12 protein-coding genes are annotated in these 17,106 nt (G+C 58.3%); 5 read left to right on the top strand and 7 right to left on the bottom strand.

Annotated elements, in window-relative coordinates; all coding sequences use genetic code 11:
• Positions 1-91: 91 nt before the first annotated feature.
• The 3 genes from UB90_RS08510 to UB90_RS08500 all read left to right on the top strand — a co-directional run bounded on the left by UB90_RS08510 (position 92) and on the right by UB90_RS08500 (position 3,792).
• Complete coding sequence (locus UB90_RS08510) at positions 92-1,876, top strand: aminopeptidase P family protein (protein WP_065324478.1); 1,785 nt, start codon at positions 92-94, stop codon at positions 1,874-1,876.
• A 61-nt stretch (positions 1,877-1,937) separates the two neighbouring features.
• Entirely contained in the window at positions 1,938-2,279 is a 342-nt protein-coding gene (locus UB90_RS08505; RefSeq protein WP_005632411.1) for a DUF427 domain-containing protein, read from the top strand.
• Positions 2,280-2,865: 586 nt separating this feature from the next.
• Entirely contained in the window at positions 2,866-3,792 is a 927-nt protein-coding gene (locus UB90_RS08500) for a LysR family transcriptional regulator (protein ID WP_227512058.1), read from the top strand.
• Between the two features lie 95 nt (positions 3,793-3,887).
• On the opposite strand, the gene UB90_RS08495 is transcribed toward UB90_RS08500, so the two are convergent.
• On the bottom strand, positions 3,888-4,163 hold the full coding sequence (locus UB90_RS08495; protein ID WP_005632406.1) for a DUF1467 family protein: 276 nt from the start codon (positions 4,161-4,163) through the stop codon (positions 3,888-3,890).
• A gap of 69 nt (positions 4,164-4,232) precedes the next feature.
• Positions 4,233-4,637 (bottom strand): methylmalonyl-CoA epimerase, encoded by a 405-nt coding sequence (mce, locus tag UB90_RS22430; RefSeq protein WP_009179081.1) that lies wholly within the window; start codon positions 4,635-4,637, stop codon positions 4,233-4,235.
• A gap of 185 nt (positions 4,638-4,822) precedes the next feature.
• Here mce and UB90_RS08485 point away from each other — a divergent pair, with 185 nt between their 5' ends.
• Positions 4,823-5,542, top strand: coding sequence for a response regulator (locus UB90_RS08485; protein ID WP_065324475.1), 720 nt, complete (start codon positions 4,823-4,825; stop codon positions 5,540-5,542).
• 126 nt (positions 5,543-5,668) lie between these two features.
• Here the strand turns inward: UB90_RS08485 and UB90_RS08480 are convergent, their stop codons facing one another.
• The 4 genes from UB90_RS08480 to UB90_RS08465 all read right to left on the bottom strand — a co-directional run bounded on the left by UB90_RS08480 (position 5,669) and on the right by UB90_RS08465 (position 9,949).
• Positions 5,669-5,878 (bottom strand): thioredoxin domain-containing protein, encoded by a 210-nt coding sequence (locus tag UB90_RS08480; RefSeq protein ID WP_131818788.1) that lies wholly within the window; start codon positions 5,876-5,878, stop codon positions 5,669-5,671.
• A gap of 270 nt (positions 5,879-6,148) precedes the next feature.
• Positions 6,149-7,933, bottom strand: a complete 1,785-nt coding sequence (gene aspS / locus UB90_RS08475) for an aspartate--tRNA ligase (RefSeq protein ID WP_065324473.1) — start codon at positions 7,931-7,933, stop codon at positions 6,149-6,151.
• 286 nt (positions 7,934-8,219) lie between these two features.
• Positions 8,220-8,867, bottom strand: coding sequence for an aminotransferase class IV family protein (locus UB90_RS08470; protein WP_065324472.1), 648 nt, complete (start codon positions 8,865-8,867; stop codon positions 8,220-8,222).
• Entirely contained in the window at positions 8,822-9,949 is a 1,128-nt protein-coding gene (locus UB90_RS08465; protein WP_065324471.1) for an aminodeoxychorismate synthase component I, read from the bottom strand. The genes UB90_RS08470 and UB90_RS08465 overlap by 46 nt, the downstream gene beginning before the upstream one ends.
• A gap of 212 nt (positions 9,950-10,161) precedes the next feature.
• Between UB90_RS08465 and carB the strand changes: the two genes are divergently transcribed.
• Complete coding sequence (gene carB, locus UB90_RS08460; RefSeq protein ID WP_065324470.1) at positions 10,162-13,524, top strand: carbamoyl-phosphate synthase large subunit; 3,363 nt, start codon at positions 10,162-10,164, stop codon at positions 13,522-13,524.
• Between the two features lie 520 nt (positions 13,525-14,044).
• On the opposite strand, the gene UB90_RS08455 is transcribed toward carB, so the two are convergent.
• Entirely contained in the window at positions 14,045-17,098 is a 3,054-nt protein-coding gene (locus UB90_RS08455) for an efflux RND transporter permease subunit (RefSeq protein ID WP_065331930.1), read from the bottom strand.
• Positions 17,099-17,106 lie beyond the last annotated feature (8 nt).

Genomic DNA, 17,106 nt, shown 5'->3' with positions numbered 1-17,106 from the left:
GGTCGCACCGCACCGTAACTCAGCTTCAATTTGTCCGATTGCCACACTCTGGGTGCATGCCGGATATTGCCGCCACATTCAGGAGAGAGAGATGTTTCAGACCTTCGATGTTACAGCACGCCCGGAACAGGGCCTGGATCGTCTCGCCGCATTGCGCTCCCAGCTTGAGAACGAAGGCCTGGACGGATTTCTGATCCCCCGCGCCGACGCACATCAGGGGGAATACGTGGCGCCGCATGATGAGCGGCTCTCTTGGCTCACAGGATTTACCGGGTCGGCGGGGTTCTGCGCTGCGCTACACAGCGTCGCTGGCGTCTTTATTGATGGGCGTTATCGCACGCAGGTCAAAAGTCAGGTGGCAGACGTGTATACGCCCGTACCTTGGCCCGATGTGACACTTGGTGATTGGCTGGTGGAGCAGCTACCTCAGGGCGGAACCATCGCCTATGATCCGTGGCTCCACTCAATGCGTGAAATTCGCGAATTGAATGCGCGGCTAAAGTCTTCGCAGGTTTCTCTCATCGAAAGTGACAATCTGGTAGATCGGATTTGGCCCGATCAGCCCGCACCCCCCATGCAGCCCGCCATCGCACATCCGGAAGAATACGCCGGAGAAAGCGCGCAATCGAAAGCCCAGCGTCTTGCCGATGGGCTGCGCAAGGGTGGGCAGTCTGCAGCCGTCATCACCTTGCCTGACAGTATTATGTGGCTGTTGAATATTCGCGGATCAGACATTCCGCGCAATCCCGTCGCCCATGGGTTTGCCATTTTGTATGACGATGCGCGTGTGGATCTGTTCATGGCGACACAGAAGCTGGCTGGGCTGGATCTCGGCGCGCATGTGACATGCCATGCACCTGAACATTTCCTCGACGCTGTCCAAACCCTCGATGGCCAAGTGGCAGTGGATGAGCGCAGCCTGCCACAAGCTGTCGCCAACGTCTTGGGCGACAAGATCGCCTCTGTCGGTGATCCCTGCGCCCTGCCCAAAGCACGAAAGAACACCGCCGAGATCAAAGGCAGTGCCGCGGCGCATGTGCGCGATGGCGCAGCCGTGGTCGAAACCCTTGCATGGCTTGACGCCCAAGCCCCCGGAACGCTCACCGAGATCGATGTTGTGAAAACGCTCGAGGGATTCCGCTCTGCTGATCCTGCATTGCGTGATATCAGTTTTGAAACCATTTCCGGCACCGGTCCCAATGGGGCCATCATGCATTACCGCGTGACAGAGGAAACCAATGCCACCCTAGAAGATGGCCATCTGCTCGTGCTCGACAGTGGTGGTCAGTATCTGGACGGAACCACCGACATCACCCGCACCATTGCAATCGGCACGCCGGGGCATGAGGAATCGCAGGCTTTCACCCGCGTGCTGCAGGGCATGATTGCTGTCTCCAGACTGCGTTGGCCCGAGGGGCGTTCTGGACGTGAGCTTGAAGCAATTGGCCGCTTGCCCTTGTGGATGGCAGGTCAGGACTTCAACCACGGTCTAGGTCACGGGGTCGGTGCGTTTTTAAGCGTCCACGAAGGCCCGCAGGGGCTTTCGCGTTTGAATACCGTGTCGCTTGAACCCGGCATGATCCTCTCCAACGAGCCGGGGTATTACCGCGAGGGGGCCTTTGGCATTCGAATTGAGAATCTGGTGGTCGTTGAGGAGGCTCCGGCCCTTGACAGCGCCGACGCAGACCGCAAGATGCTCGCGTGGCGCACGCTGACGTTTGCGCCCATCGACCGCCGTTTGGTGGTGCCCGAGATGCTGTCCCCGGGCGAGCGCGACTGGCTCAACAGCTATCACGCAGAGGTAAACCGCATGATCGCACCGCGCGTCAGCGCAGCTGCGGCTAAGTGGTTGGACGCGGCCTGTGCGCCGCTCTGATACTCGACTGTTACATTGACCGGGCAGAAGCCTTACCAAAGCTAGAAGGAGGGGGAACCCGATGACCAAGATCACGATCCAAAAAGCGACAGGCCGGTGGGTCGTCCGTTCAGGTGGCGCCATATTGGGCGAAACCGAGAATGCACTGGAACTGATCGAAGGCGACTTGCCTGCGGTCATTTATTTCCCCCGCGAAGACGTCGCCATGGCGTTCCTCGACAAATCGGAGAAAACCAGCCACTGCCCCCATAAGGGGGATGCCACCTACTACTCCATCGTCAATAAATCCTCGACCGATGAAGATGCTGTCTGGAGCTATGAGGCGCCTTTGGCGACGGCTTCAGAAATCAAGGGGCATCTGGCGTTTCTGCCCCTTCCCTCGGTCAAGGTCGAGCAGATCTGATCCGCCTTCGGCAACACACGCTTGCCGGGCAATATGATCTGATATCAGATCAATAATTTATCATTAGAATTGACAAAGCCGGGCTGATTGACAGTCCGGCTTTTTTGCAACAGTTTTCCACTTTCTTGTTTCACGCAAGCAGCGGTTTCCATTTTTTTGAAGAAATCACCCAATTCGAGGATGCGCCAATTAACAGTCTGCCGCGTCGGTCAGACTTTCGCAGGTTGGAAAACGGGGTACATTCGCAGCGATCCTGCGCTATGCCGTCAACACCACTTCACTCAGGCTGCGGCGCAGATCATCAGCGCTATCTCGACTAGGAGATTCCTGAGAATTACATGTCGTTTCAACGACATAGTTGATGAGAGCCGTCAGCGCTGCCCGCTCGTTTTCCTGCTCATTTTTTGTCCCTAAGGACCCGATCTCACTCGGATCGCCTGCCCAAGCACGCATTATTTTCTTCCACCCGATGCCTGCTATTGTTAATCTTTTAGTAGTAATAAGTGCCCGGATTAACCTTTGTTATCAAGTCCTAAATGCTGGTGGCCACATGCATAGAATTGACATCTCTCAAATCAGTGGGAGGGTGTTACGCGTTTTCCTGACGGTTTATGACGAGAAATCCGTCAGCCGTGCCGCCGATGTGCTGAACAGCAGTCAATCGACCATTAGCCACAACATTGAGAAACTACGTGGACTACTGGGGGATGCACTCTTTGTTCAATCAGGACGTGGCATCGTTCCCAGTGCACGCGCGGATGCCCTCGCGCCCAAAGTCCGCCGCATCCTCATCGAAATGGAAGGGCTTGCGGATCAGGGGATCTATGATCCGATCACCGATCCTGATCCATTCATCATCGCGCTCAGTTCTAGCGTTTTGGACGGCGAACTACAGACCATTTACACGGCGCTCAGGGCAAGCCTTCCGCAAAAACACCTCATATTCCGAGACCTCGGTAAGCAGACCCAAATCGAACCCCTCTTGGAAACGAGGCAGGTGGATGTCGTTTTGACATTGCGGCCGCGGTCGTACTCCAACACCCTGTGTCACATGGCGCTATCGCAGGACACTATGCGGGTATTCTATGATCCCAAAGTACGTGGCCCGGTCGAGAGTATTGCCGATTACTGTTCTGCCTCGCATGCGACCGTGGCGTTTGGACAGGGCCGTAAGAGCGTGTTGCAGACCGAACTAGAGGCACTGGCCATACATCGCCGGATTATCTTGGGGGTTCCAAACCTCTGGATGCTGATCCGGCTGCTGCAGGGAACCGATATGCTGGCCAGCCTGCCCGCGCGCGCCGTCCGCAATACCGAAGGCATTCTGGCCTCTTCCCCCTTCCCTGTTGAGCTGCCTCCGAACCAATACGATCTGGTGTGGCATCGCCGGTTCTCAAATTCCGCACGGTTGCAATGGTTGCTGATGACGATTGAAACCGCGCTATCCCACCGTGGGCAAAGTCAACCTGATGAGGCCGGGCATGATACGCTGCGTATGCTTTGGAATGAATAACCCCGCGCGAGTCAGCACTCAGCACGGGGCAAACACATCAGAACAGAAGGTCGGAACGCAGCTCAGAGACTTCGGGGCGTTCCAGCCTTGAGTGCTCAGGGGCGCTGCGGCAACCGACCAAACCAGTCAAAGTCGCTGACACTGACCGCCCCTGTCAAAATGACCCCGGCAATGACCGCCCAGATCACGGCAGCTGCACCGGTGGTGATCCATGCCTTCTGCTTCAGATAGTGGCGCTCAGGTGCCCCGGCATGAGTGCCCGGCACAATCTCTCCCGCATCTCCCTGCGTCTGCAGCCGGATCGGGATGACCACCAAAAAGGTCATGAACCAGATGACCGCATAAAGCACGATACCGGACGTGATACCCATGAGACGTTCCTTTCAAAAGGCTGAGGCATGCAGAGGGGCGTGATCGCGCGCTCTGCGGTGCATCTAGCGTCAAACCTGTTCGAGTTCCACCAGGCAGCCGTTGAAATCTTTGGGATGCAGGAAAAGAACTGGCTTACCATGGGCACCGATTTTCGGCTCTCCTGTTCCCAGAACGCGGGCTCCTTGTGCTTTGAGGTGGTCGCGCGCTGCAAGGATGTCTTCGACTTCGTAGCAAATGTGGTGAATCCCGCCAGCTGGATTTTTGTCAAGGAACCCTTGGATCGGAGACCCCTCCCCCAGTGGATAGAGCAGTTCTATCTTGGTGTTGGGCAGCTCGATGAATACCACCGTCACACCATGGTCCGGTTCATCTTGGGGGGCACCGACATTTGCACCGAGCGCATCTCGATACTGAGCCATAGCAGCCTCCAGATCCGGTACAGCGATGGCGACATGGTTTAAACGTCCGATCATGGCAGGCATCCTTGGTTTTGAAACGATATGTCTGCGTAAAGATCAAAACCGCATGTTTCTTGCAAGCCCGCACGCACACGCCACGGTTGAAACTGACCGCGTCCAGACGTCACGTCGCCGCCTATTAAGAACTTGTTAGCCCAGAATCCATAGCGTTGAGGGCATGTAATCAGTGAGGTCAGGACATGGACGATTCGGATCTTTTTGCTTCCGCAGCCCGACTTGGGAGCGGACGCCGCCCGCTTCTGGGTTTGACGATCCTAGTAGTAGAAGACAGCCGCTATGCTTGTGAGGCAATGCGTTTGCTGTGTTTGCGCAGTGGCGCGCGCATCCGTCGGGCCGATAGCCTGAAGTCAGCGCGCAAACACCTGCAGGTCTATCGCCCGTCTGTCGTCATTATTGACCTCGGCCTCCCCGATGGCTCGGGCGCTGAATTGATCGAGGCGCTCTCGACAGCCTCGCCGCGCGTTGCGGTCATCCTTGGTACCTCTGGCGATGAGAATGCCGCGAGCGCCACGATGCAGGCAGGGGCCGATGGATTTTTGCCAAAACCGATCCTGTCTCTCGCCGCATTTCAGAATGCGATCCTCAGCAATATGCCTCCCGAGCGCCAACCGATTGGGCCGCGCCCGGTCACCGATGAGGCGGTGGAGCCTGATATGCTCGCGTTCCGTGATGATATGGCGCATGCCGCAGAGGTTCTGGACGAGGCCAAGGACGAACGCACGCTGGACTATCTGGCGCAATTCCTAGGTGGTGTCGCCCGCAGCGTCGGAGATACGCCACTGGCAACTGCTGCGACCCGTCTGGCGGAAACCCGGAAATCCGGCGGACCGCTGGCAGTTGAAACCGCTATGATTGCCGACCTCGTGCAAGAGCGGCTTCATCGCAAGATCGCGATCTAACATGCTACAATCGTTGCTGATCGCATCACTGACTCTGATCATCGTACTCGGGCTTCAGTCCCGCCTGATCCCGAGCCGAACGGATGCGAGCAAGCCCCGGACCGCCCGTCGTCGGTTCGGGCTTCGTTAGATCCGGATCTCCAGTGCTCGCTGCAATAGATCAATCAGCGGGCCCGGGTTTCCTACCGGCACAAAATAGCGGTAGTCACCGCGCCCCGAATTGAGCGCCCCCTGCAATACGCCCTCGGGTGACAGGATCGTTGAGCGCGGAATATAGTCACCATCCGGTGCGTAGGCTTGACTGATCTCCGTTTCCTGATTGCGGTCAACCAACACGCATATGAGTTTTTGACAAAGCACCTCGACGCGGCGCTCAAAGAAAACGGACCAAAATGCGCAACACATCGGGCACCAAGTTGCGCGCACCAGCATTTAAATCGGCTTGCCTTCGACCTGCGCCCGATCCGGCCCCTCAGCATAGCTATCCCAAGAAATACCGCCTGTGTTGAAAGACGCAGCCCCGACATCTGCGAAAACGCGCGTTGGCCAAAGAAAAAGGGGCCGCCCAACTGGCAGCCCCCATCATAATCTGTCGACGCCTCAGCATCAGTCGTCCTGCGGGATCACGCGCAGGCCCAATTCCATCAGCTGCTCTGACATGGGCTCGCTTGGGGCGGCCATCATCAGATCTTCGGCGCGTTGGTTCATCGGGAACATGATGACCTCGCGGATGTTGGCCTCATCCGCCAGAAGCATCACCATCCGGTCGATACCGGCTGCACAGCCCCCATGCGGCGGGGCGCCGTACTGAAACGCGTTGACCATACCGCCAAAGCGCTTTTCGACTTCTTCCTTGCCGTAGCCTGCAATCTCGAACGCTTTGAACATGATCTCCGGCTTGTGGTTCCGGATCGCACCAGAAACCAGCTCGTAGCCGTTGCAGGCGAGGTCATACTGGTTGCCACGCACGTCCAGCGGATCACCATTGAGCGCATCCATCCCGCCCTGCGGCATGGAGAAGGGGTTGTGCTCAAAGTCGATCTTGCCGGTCTCTTCGTCCTTTTCATAAATCGGGAAATCCACGATCCAAGCAAAGGCAAAGCGGTCCTTGTCAGTGAGGTTCAGCTCTTCACCAATCACGTTGCGCGCCCGGCCAGCGACCGCCTCAAACGTCTTCGGCTTGCCGCCAAGGAAGAAGGCCGCATCCCCAACGCCAAGACCAAGCTGCTGGCGGATCGCCTCGGTGCGCTCAGGGCCGATGTTTTTCGCAAGCGGACCGGCCGCTTCCATTTCACCGTCTTTCTCGCGCCAGAAGATATAGCCCATCCCCGGCAGACCCTCTTTCTGCGCGAAGGCATTCATGCGGTCACAGAATTTGCGGCTGCCACCGGTGGGCGCGGGGATGGCGCGAATTTCGGTGCCTTCTTGCTCCAGCAGTTTGGCGAAGATCGCAAAACCAGAGCCTGCGAAATGCTCAGAAACCACCTGCATCTTGATCGGGTTGCGCAGGTCCGGCTTGTCCGAACCATACCACAGGGCCGCGTCCCTATAAGAAATCTGCGGCCACTCGTTGGCTGCGTCCACCTTGCGGCCCTGACCGAACTCCTCAAACACGCCCGCGATCACCGGCGCGATCGTGTCGAACACATCCTGCTGGGTGACAAAGGACATTTCCATGTCGAGTTGGTAAAAATCGGTGGGCGAACGGTCGGCACGCGGATCCTCGTCGCGAAAACAGGGCGCGATCTGGAAATACTTGTCAAAGCCCGAGACCATCATCAGCTGTTTGAACTGTTGCGGCGCCTGCGGCAGCGCGTAGAACTTGCCCGGATGAAGACGCGACGGCACGAGAAAGTCGCGCGCGCCCTCGGGGCTCGATGCGGTGATGATCGGTGTCTGGTACTCATTAAAACCCTGATCCCACATCCGGTTGCGGATCGAGCGGATCATGTTGGAGCGCAGCACCATGTTACGCTGCATCTTCTCGCGGCGCAGGTCGAGGTAACGATAGCGCAGGCGGGTTTCTTCTGGGTATTCCTGCTCGCCAAAGACCATCAGCGGCAGCTCTTCGGATTTGCCCAGAGCTTCGATGTCACGGATGAACACTTCGATCTCACCGGTCGGGATCTTGGCGTTCACAAGGCTCTCGTCACGCGCCTTTACCTCGCCATCGATGCGGATACACCATTCGGAGCGGACCTTTTCGATCTCTGCAAATACGGGGCTGTCGGGGTCGGCCATGACTTGCGTGACGCCATAGTGGTCGCGCAGGTCGATGAACAACAGGCCGCCGTGATCTCGGACACGGTGGACCCAGCCGGAGAGGCGAACGGTTTCGCCCACGTGAGATTTGTTCAGTTCGGCGCAGGTATGGCTGCGAAATGCGTGCATGGATCTGGTCTCTTTCGGTCTGCGGCGGGGGCACGCGTGCGTGTGCCGGGCCCAAGCAAAATTCAACCTTCCGTACACAAGGTTCCCGCCCGGTTGTCAAGCAACGTGGGCGATTTGGTGCGCTTTCGCGACCGTTCACCGTAGAATGCCAGCGCATAACAAGCACGGGGGCTCTCCCGCCCGTCGCGGAGCGCATTAGAAAATGCCTCCGCTCCCGTTGGGCCCGGCGCGGGTCCCCACGGGGACCCGCGGTGGCAGGGCACGCCGAGGGTGCGGGAGCCGTCTGCTATTTCTGAATCAAAACGGCGGGAATTTCGCCGCGCAGCGCGTTAACAAGATGGATTGCCTTCGCATCCCTCAGGTCTGCAACCCTTAGGACGGCCTCTCGCACGTGGCCCGCGTCAATCAAGCTCTGACGATACACTCCGGGCAAGCACCCCGAGGACAGTGGTGGCGTCACTCGCGGGCCTTTTTCAAGTGTCACGACAATATTGGTGATTGTACCTTCACAGATTTCAGCGCGTTCGTTGCAAAACACCAGTTCATCAATCCCTGCGGGCAAAGCGTGCCTTGCACTGTCATAAACCCCACGCCGTGTTGTCTTGTGGCGCAGAAACGGATCTCCGGACCATAGGGACGTATCCGCTATTGCAAATCGCCATCTATCGGCAGACGCGGGCATCGCTGTCGTCGTCAGCTCAAACCGCCCGTCTGGGGCGAGGGTCAATCGACAGCGCAATGGGACAGCATCGGACAGGCCAGCCACCCCACCGCGTGCCTGTGATAGGTCGAAATCGATCCCAAAGACCTCTGCGGTGCGCGCCATGCGCGCCAGATGCAATTCAAGCCGCGCCACGCCCAGCTTTGGCACAAAAGCAAAGGTCTCGATCAGGCGGAAATCGGGGTCGTCACTTGCGCGAAACGGGCTTTCCACAATGCTTCCTCATATTCCGAGCTGGCGGTGCTGTCCCACACCAACCCGCCGCCTACGTTGAACGTGGCCGCGTCGCCCTCCAGCATCATGGTGCGGATGGCCACGTTAAATTCTGACCGTCCGTCCGGCGCAGCCCAGCCGATGGAGCCACAATAGATATCGCGCGCCCATGGCTCCAGCTCGTGCAGCACCTCCATTGCGCGGATTTTTGGCGCTCCGGTGATAGAACCGCAGGGATAAAGCGCTGCGAATATATCAGCCAAACCAGCCCCGGCCTTTAGCCGTGCCCGCACCAGTGACACCATCTGATGCACGGTGGCGTAGCTTTCTACTGCAAAAAGTTCAGGCACTTGTACTGAACCGGTTTCCGCGATCCGGCTGATGTCATTGCGGAGGAGATCGACAATCATCAGGTTCTCAGCGCGGTTTTTTTCATCCACCTGAAGGAACGCGCGGCGGCGGGCGTCCTCCACTGGGTCCTGACTGCGCGGTTGCGTGCCTTTCATGGGCCGCGTTTCAATTACGCCATCAGGGGATGTGCGAAAGAACAGCTCCGGGCTGCGCGACAGGATCGTTGGCAGACCGTCTTGCGTGATGAGCGCACCGTATCCCACTGGTTGACGCTCGGCGAGGGCAGCATAGAGCGCCTCCGCCCCGCCCCAAACCTTCGCATCAATCGGAAAGGTCAGGTTGGCCTGATAAATATCGCCTGCGCCTATATAGGCTTTTACGGTATCAAAGGCCTGCCTATAGCGCGCCGCACTCCAGCGCGCTGTGCTCTCCCCAACCCCAGCATCGCCGGCCCAAAGCGGAACATCAGCCTGCACCGGCGCGCGATAGACCCCAAATTGCAAGAGCGGCAGACGCCGGTGCGTGGGAAGCTTATGCTCCAGTCGCGGCTCCAGCGCATAACCCAGCTCATATGATGCATATCCCGCGACCCAATGCCCCGCGCTTCGCGCGCGGTCCAGAGCTGCCAGCGCCGGGCGCACCTCATGGGGCCGCTCCGCGTGGATCAGCTCCAGCGGTGCCTCGAACTGCGCCGCAGCCCCAAATGGGCCATTGTCAAAGCGGATTTGCACCGTCAGGGTCTCCGTGAGCAGTCAATGTCTCCCTTGCCCCCGCATATAGCGGTTTGGCCGCCACACGAAAGGCCCGAAAACGGCAATTTGCACCGCAACGCCGATCCCCCTTGCACCTTTCGTCTCGCTGCCTATAACGCAGGACAATTTGGGCGCTGCCCGCGCCTGATTCAGACTGCCACGCCGTAATTTCTGTCAAAAGGACGCCCGCCATGCCGAAGAGAACCGATATCAAGTCGATCATGATCATTGGCGCCGGGCCCATCGTCATCGGCCAGGCCTGCGAATTCGACTACTCCGGCGCACAAGCCTGTAAAGCGCTGCGCGAAGAAGGTTACCGCGTTATCCTCGTGAACTCCAACCCGGCAACGATTATGACCGACCCGGGCCTTGCGGATGCCACCTATATCGAACCGATCACACCTGAGGTGGTCGCCAAAATCATTGAGAAGGAACGCCCCGACGCGCTCTTGCCGACCATGGGCGGGCAAACCGGCCTCAACACCTCGCTCGCGCTTGAGGAAATGGGGGTGCTGGAAAAATACAACGTCGAGATGATCGGTGCCAAGCGCGAGGCCATTGAGATGGCCGAAGACCGCAAGCTCTTCCGCGAAGCGATGGACCGCCTCGGCCTTGAAAACCCTCGGGCCACCATCGTCACCGCTCCGAAAAAAGACAACGGCAGTGCGGATCTTGAGGCCGGGGTGCAGATCGCGCTCGAGGCGCTTGAGGATATCGGCCTGCCCGCGATCATCCGCCCGGCCTTCACCCTTGGCGGCACCGGCGGCGGTGTGGCTTACAACCGCGAAGACTACATCCATTACTGCCGCTCTGGCATGGATGCCTCGCCGGTGAACCAAATCCTCGTCGATGAGAGCCTTTTGGGCTGGAAAGAATATGAAATGGAAGTGGTCCGCGACAAAGCGGATAACGCCATCATCGTCTGCTCGATTGAGAACGTCGACCCGATGGGTGTGCACACTGGCGACTCGATCACTGTCGCTCCGGCATTGACCCTGACCGACAAGGAATACCAGATCATGCGTACCGCCTCGATCGCAGTTCTGCGCGAGATCGGCGTCGAGACTGGTGGTTCCAACGTGCAATGGGCCGTGAACCCCGATGATGGCCGCATGGTCGTGATCGAGATGAACCCGCGTGTGAGCCGTTCTTCGGCGCTCGCCTCCAAAGCGACCGGCTTTCCGATTGCCAAAATCGCCGCGAAACTCGCCGTGGGCTACACGCTCGACGAGTTGGACAACGATATTACCAAAGTAACGCCTGCGTCCTTTGAGCCGACCATCGACTATGTGGTCACCAAGATCCCGAAATTCGCCTTCGAGAAATTCCCCGGCTCCGAACCTTTCCTCACCACCGCAATGAAATCCGTGGGCGAGGCCATGGCGATTGGCCGCACCATCCACGAATCGATGCAAAAAGCGCTCGCCTCGATGGAATCCGGCCTCACCGGCTTTGACGAAGTCGATATTCCCGGTGTGCATGCGGGTCTCTGGGAAAGCGTTGGCGCCGACGATAAGGCAGCCGTCATCAAGGCCATCAGCCAGCAGACACCGGACCGGCTGCGCACCATCGCGCAAGCCATGCGTCACGGTCTGTCGGATGCCGAAATTCAGGGCGTCACCAAATTTGACCCTTGGTTCCTCGCCCGCATCCGCGAGATTATCGACGCCGAGCGTGAAATTCGCAAAAACGGCCTGCCGATGCGCGAAGACAAGCTGCGCGTCCTCAAGATGCTCGGCTTCTCCGACGCCCGCCTCGGCGCGCTCACCGGTCGTGACGAGGACAACGTCCGCCGCGCGCGCCACAACCTTGGCGTCAAGGCGGTGTTCAAACGTATCGACACCTGCGCGGCAGAGTTTGAGGCGCAAACACCCTATATGTACTCCACCTATGAGAGCCCGATGATGGGTGAGGTGGAATGCGAAGCGCGCCCCTCAGATCGCAAAAAGGTCGTCATCCTTGGCGGTGGTCCGAACCGTATCGGTCAGGGCATCGAATTCGATTATTGCTGCTGTCATGCATGTTTCGCGCTTACGGATGCGGGCTATGAGACCATCATGGTCAACTGTAACCCGGAGACCGTCTCGACTGACTATGACACCTCGGATCGCCTGTACTTTGAGCCCCTGACGATGGAGCATGTGATGGAGATCCTGCGTGTCGAGCAGGAAAACGGCACGCTCCACGGCGTTATCGTCCAGTTCGGCGGCCAGACCCCGCTCAAACTCGCCAACGCGCTGGAGGCCGAAGGCATCCCGATCCTCGGCACCACACCGGACGCCATCGATCTGGCCGAAGACCGCGAGCGGTTCCAGGCACTGGTCAACGAACTTGGCCTGAAACAGCCAAAGAACGGCATCGCCTCCACCGATGAACAAGCGCTGAAAATTGCTGAGGAAATCGGCTTCCCGCTGGTGATCCGCCCCTCCTATGTGCTGGGTGGCCGCGCGATGGAAATCGTGCGCGATATGGATCAGTTGAAGCGCTACATTAAAGAGGCCGTGGTGGTCTCTGGCGACAGCCCGGTGCTGTTGGACAGCTATCTGTCCGGTGCGGTGGAACTCGATGTGGATGCGATCTGTGATGGCACCGACGTGCATGTCGCTGGCATTATGCAACACATCGAAGAGGCTGGCGTCCACTCCGGCGATAGCGCCTGCTCCCTGCCGCCCTATTCCCTTGATAAGGACGTGATTGAACGCATCAAGGAGCAGAGCTTTGCGCTGGCCAAGGCGCTCAATGTGGTTGGCCTGATGAACGTGCAGTTCGCGATCAAGGACAATGAGATCTACCTCATCGAGGTGAACCCGCGTGCGTCCCGGACCGTACCTTTTGTCGCCAAAGCCACCGACAGCGCAATTGCATCCATCGCGGCCCGCGTGATGGCGGGGGAGCCGCTCTCAAACTTCCCGCAACGCGCCCCTTACGAGCCCGATGCAGGGTATGATGTGAACACCCCCATGGCCGATCCGATGACGCTTGCAGACCCGGATATGCCTTGGTTCTCCGTCAAAGAGGCCGTGCTGCCCTTCGCCCGGTTCCCAGGCGTCGACACCATTCTGGGTCCAGAGATGCGCTCCACCGGCGAGGTCATGGGCTGGGATCGCAGCTTTGCGCGTGCCTTCCTCAAGGCTCAGATGGGGGCTGGCATGGTCCTTCCCAGCAAGGGCCGCGCGTTCATCTCAATCAAAGATCAGGATAAAACCGAGGTGATGCTCGACACCGCCCGTATCCTGATTGGTCAGGGGTTTGAACTGGTCGCAACCCGTGGCACCCAAGGCTGGCTTGCCGGTCACGGGGTCGAATGCGCCATTGTGAACAAGGTCTATGAGGGCCGTCCGCATGTGGTGGACATGCTCAAGGACGGTGGCATCCAGCTGGTGCTGAACACGACCGAAGGGACGCAAGCCGTCGAAGACTCCAAACCGATGCGTGAAGTGGCGCTCTATGACAAGATCCCCTACTTCACAACTGCGGCTGGCGCTCATGCTGCAGCACGCGCCATTCAGGCGCAGGCTGAAGGTGAGGTCGAGGTAAAAAGCCTTCAGGGCTAAACACCAGAATGCGTGCCCACTGGCACTCTATCGAAGAAGAAACGCCCTCGGTTTTCGGGGGCGTTTCTTTTTGATCTCTACCCATCGGCTAAGAGCGGTTGGATCGCCATAGGCGATCCGATCCGGGGGGTTGCAGCGCAGGCCCACTCGGGCCTGCGCTGCAACCGCCACCCTCCAATCCTCTGCATGATATGGTGGAATGCGCTCTGGCCGACCCAAATAGTTTCAGACAATTGGATCTGATATTTGCGCGCATCTAACGGCGCGCCCGTTGCGACGACTCATCTGCGGCTGCACACTCATTCCTGCATAGAGCGGCCCAGAAGGGCAGCGGAAGATCATGTTCCCTCCGGTCATCATTTGCTCTCTCACCCCTCACAGATGGCCAACCTTTGATCTCCCCATAACGGAAAAGCCCCGTGGCTCAGGTCCACGGGGCTTTTCTTATTTTGAAGATATGCCACTCTGAGAAATGGACATGTCGGCCGCATCGCCCTCAAAACAGATGAGGGCGATTGTCTTAGACTGCGGCAGCAGCTTTTTGTTCCTGCCGTTCTACCCCTTTGAAAAAGATCAGATAGAAGACAGGCGCGGCCACCAGCGTAAGGACGGTTGCAAACGCCAAACCACCCATGATCGTGACAGCCATAGACACAAAGAACGCATCACTCATCAAAGGCGCCATGCCGAGGATGGTCGTGATCGCCGCCAGCATCACCGGTCGCAGACGCGACACAGAGGCCTTCACAATGCTCTCGCGCAGCGGCAGCCCCTCTTCGCGCCGAACAATGTCGATTTCCTCCACCAGAACAATACCATTCTTGATCAGCATGCCCGACAGGCTGAGAAGCCCCAGAAGTGCCGTGAACGTAAAGGGCAACCCGGTGCCCAAGAGGCCAAGAACGACACCGTTGACGCTCATCGGGACCAACAGCCAGATGATGATCGGCTGACGGATCGCGTTGAACAACAGCACCGAGATCAGCACCATAATCAACAGCGACAAAGGCAGCTGCTTGCCGAGGCTTTCATTGGCTTCGGAGGAGTTTTCATGCTCCCCGCCCCATTCCATCTTGTAGCCCACCGGCACCTCAATGGCCTCAATCGCAGCCTGCACCTCACTGAAGGCCGTGGCCGCTGTCACGTCCGGCAGGACATCTGCCCCAACAGTGATCGTGTAGACCCGGTCGCGGCGATGCACGAGTGTGTTCTGCACCTCATAAGTGATCCCGTCGATCATCTGTTCAAGCGGGATCCAGCTGCCAGACGTTTCAGAGAAAACCACCTGATTCATGACATTATAGGGATCCTCAGGCGGCTGGCGCATGACGATCGGGATAAGCCGCTCGCGCTCGCGGAACACACCCGTTGTCACCCCATTGGTGGAAAACTGCAGCGCGTTAGAGATCGCCTCACGGGTGATCCCCGCCGTTTGTGCCCGGTCCGTTGCATAAATCGGCTTTAGCACCAATTCCTGCTCGCGCCAGTCATGACGGATATCACGTGTGAGACTGCTCTCGGTTTCAAGCACAGTCTTTGCTTCTTCCGCGAGTTTGCGCAGCACGGCCGGATCCGGTCCGGAGAAGCGCACCTCAACAGGTGCGCCGCCACCGGGACCAAAGACCAGCCGCTCGGTGCGGAACTCCCCTTCCGGGAAATGCTCCTTACCCCAAGCCTCAAGTTCCGCCTGCAACGGCGGGATCTGCTCTAAGTTTTCGGTGCGGATAATCAAATGTCCGTAGCTCGGGTTCGCCTTTTCCGCGGCATAAGTCAGCAGGAAACGTGTTGCGCCCTGCCCCACGAACGTGGCTGTGGACACCACGTCATCGCGCGCAGCAAGCCACTCCTCAACCTCCGCCATATGTGCTGACGTGGTCTCGATCGCGGTTCCCTGCGGGAGTTTGTAGTGCACGTAGAACAAGGGTGTGTTGGAGTTCGGGAAGAACTGCTGCTTGATCAGACCAAAGCCCATGAAACACATCACGGTTATGCCAACCAAACCAACCACCACGAGCCAACGCGCTTGCAGTGCCCCGCGCAACAACGCCCCATAGCTGCGGAACAGGAAGCCACTGTAGCTGTCCTGATCGTCGCCAGAGCCACGTTTGAAGAAGTAGTGCCCCAGCAAAGGGGTCACTGTCAGCGCCAAGATCCAGCTCAACAGCAATGAGATGCCAATCACCGCAAAGAGGGAGAACATGAACTCACCCGTGGCATCCGGACTGAGACCGATACCCGCAAAAGCCATGATGCCGATGACCGTCGCCCCCAGAAGCGGGATCTGCGTTTTGGATGCAGCCTCATGGGCAGCCTCGCGTGAGGATTTGCCTTTTTGCATGGAGATTTGCATGCCTTCGGCAACCACAATGGCATTGTCCACCAACATCCCCATGGCGATGATTAGCGCACCGAGCGAGATACGTTCCATCTCGATCGAGAACAACGCCATGAAAAAGAGCGTCCCCACCACCGTCAAAAGCAGCGTTGAACCAACGACAACAGCCGCACGCCACCCCATGAACAGCGCCAGCACCACGATCACAATCGCGACCGACATGGCAAGGTTCACAAGGAAGTCGTTCGAGGCTTTTTCAACCACGATATGCTGTTGATAAATCGGGTGCAGTTCGACGCCAAAAGGAATGTCGCTGTCCAATTCCGCCAGCTTGGCGTCCACACGGTGACCAACATCAACGATGTTTTCATTGGCAACCCCCGACACACCAAGCGTGAACGCCTCGACACCGTTGAAACGGATCAGCTCGTTTGGATCAATCTCGCGCCCACGCCAAACGTTGGCGACGTCGATAATATTGATGGTTTCACCGCCGACACCCACCGTGAGGCCCGCAATTTCCGAGACGGAATCTGACCCTTCCGGCGTCTGCAGGATCGTGTTCATCGACCCGGCCTTGATCTCACCTGCAGGCGTGACCGAGTTGGATGTCGCAATGGCATTGGCGATCACGTTCACCGAAACCCCGAGGTTCGTGGCAATCGGCATGTCAGGCTCGACATAGATCGTCTCGTTGCGCAGTCCTGCGATGTCGACATCTGCCACGCCGTCGACGGTCAGAAGTTCCCGACGGAGATAAGTGGAGAGTTCGTATTTCTCCTTGTCGGAAAAGCCTTCCGCCGTCACAGCGTAGAAAATCCCAAACACATCACCAAAGCTGTCGTTGACCAGTGGTTCACTGACCCCGTCCGGCAGCCCACGCGCGGCATCACGCACTTTGGCCCTCAGTTTCGTCCAGATTTGCGGCAGCTCAGAGCCGTCATATGTGTCTTGCATTTCCACTTCGATGATCGACACGCCCGGCCGGTTCATCGATGTGATTTCTTTCACCTCCTCCATCTTCTGGATGGCGGATTCCAATGGTTCGGAGACTTCCAACGCTACTTGTTCGGCGCTGGCGCCTGCATAGGTGGTCTGGATCACCGCCTGTTTGATGGTAAAGGCCGGGTCCTCCAGTCGACCCAGAGAGAGAAAGCCCCAGATGCCCCCGAACAGGGCAAAGAGCATGATCAGCCACGTGTAGAGTGGCCGCTGAATAGATCCGCGTGCAATGTCCATGTTTCAGT

It is taken from the genome of Tritonibacter mobilis, from assembly GCF_001681715.1.
In the GTDB taxonomy this organism is placed as follows: Bacteria; Pseudomonadota; Alphaproteobacteria; order Rhodobacterales; family Rhodobacteraceae; genus Epibacterium; species Epibacterium mobile.
The sequence above is the reverse complement of the archived record's forward strand: the minus strand, read 5'-3'. Positions and strand labels throughout refer to the sequence as shown.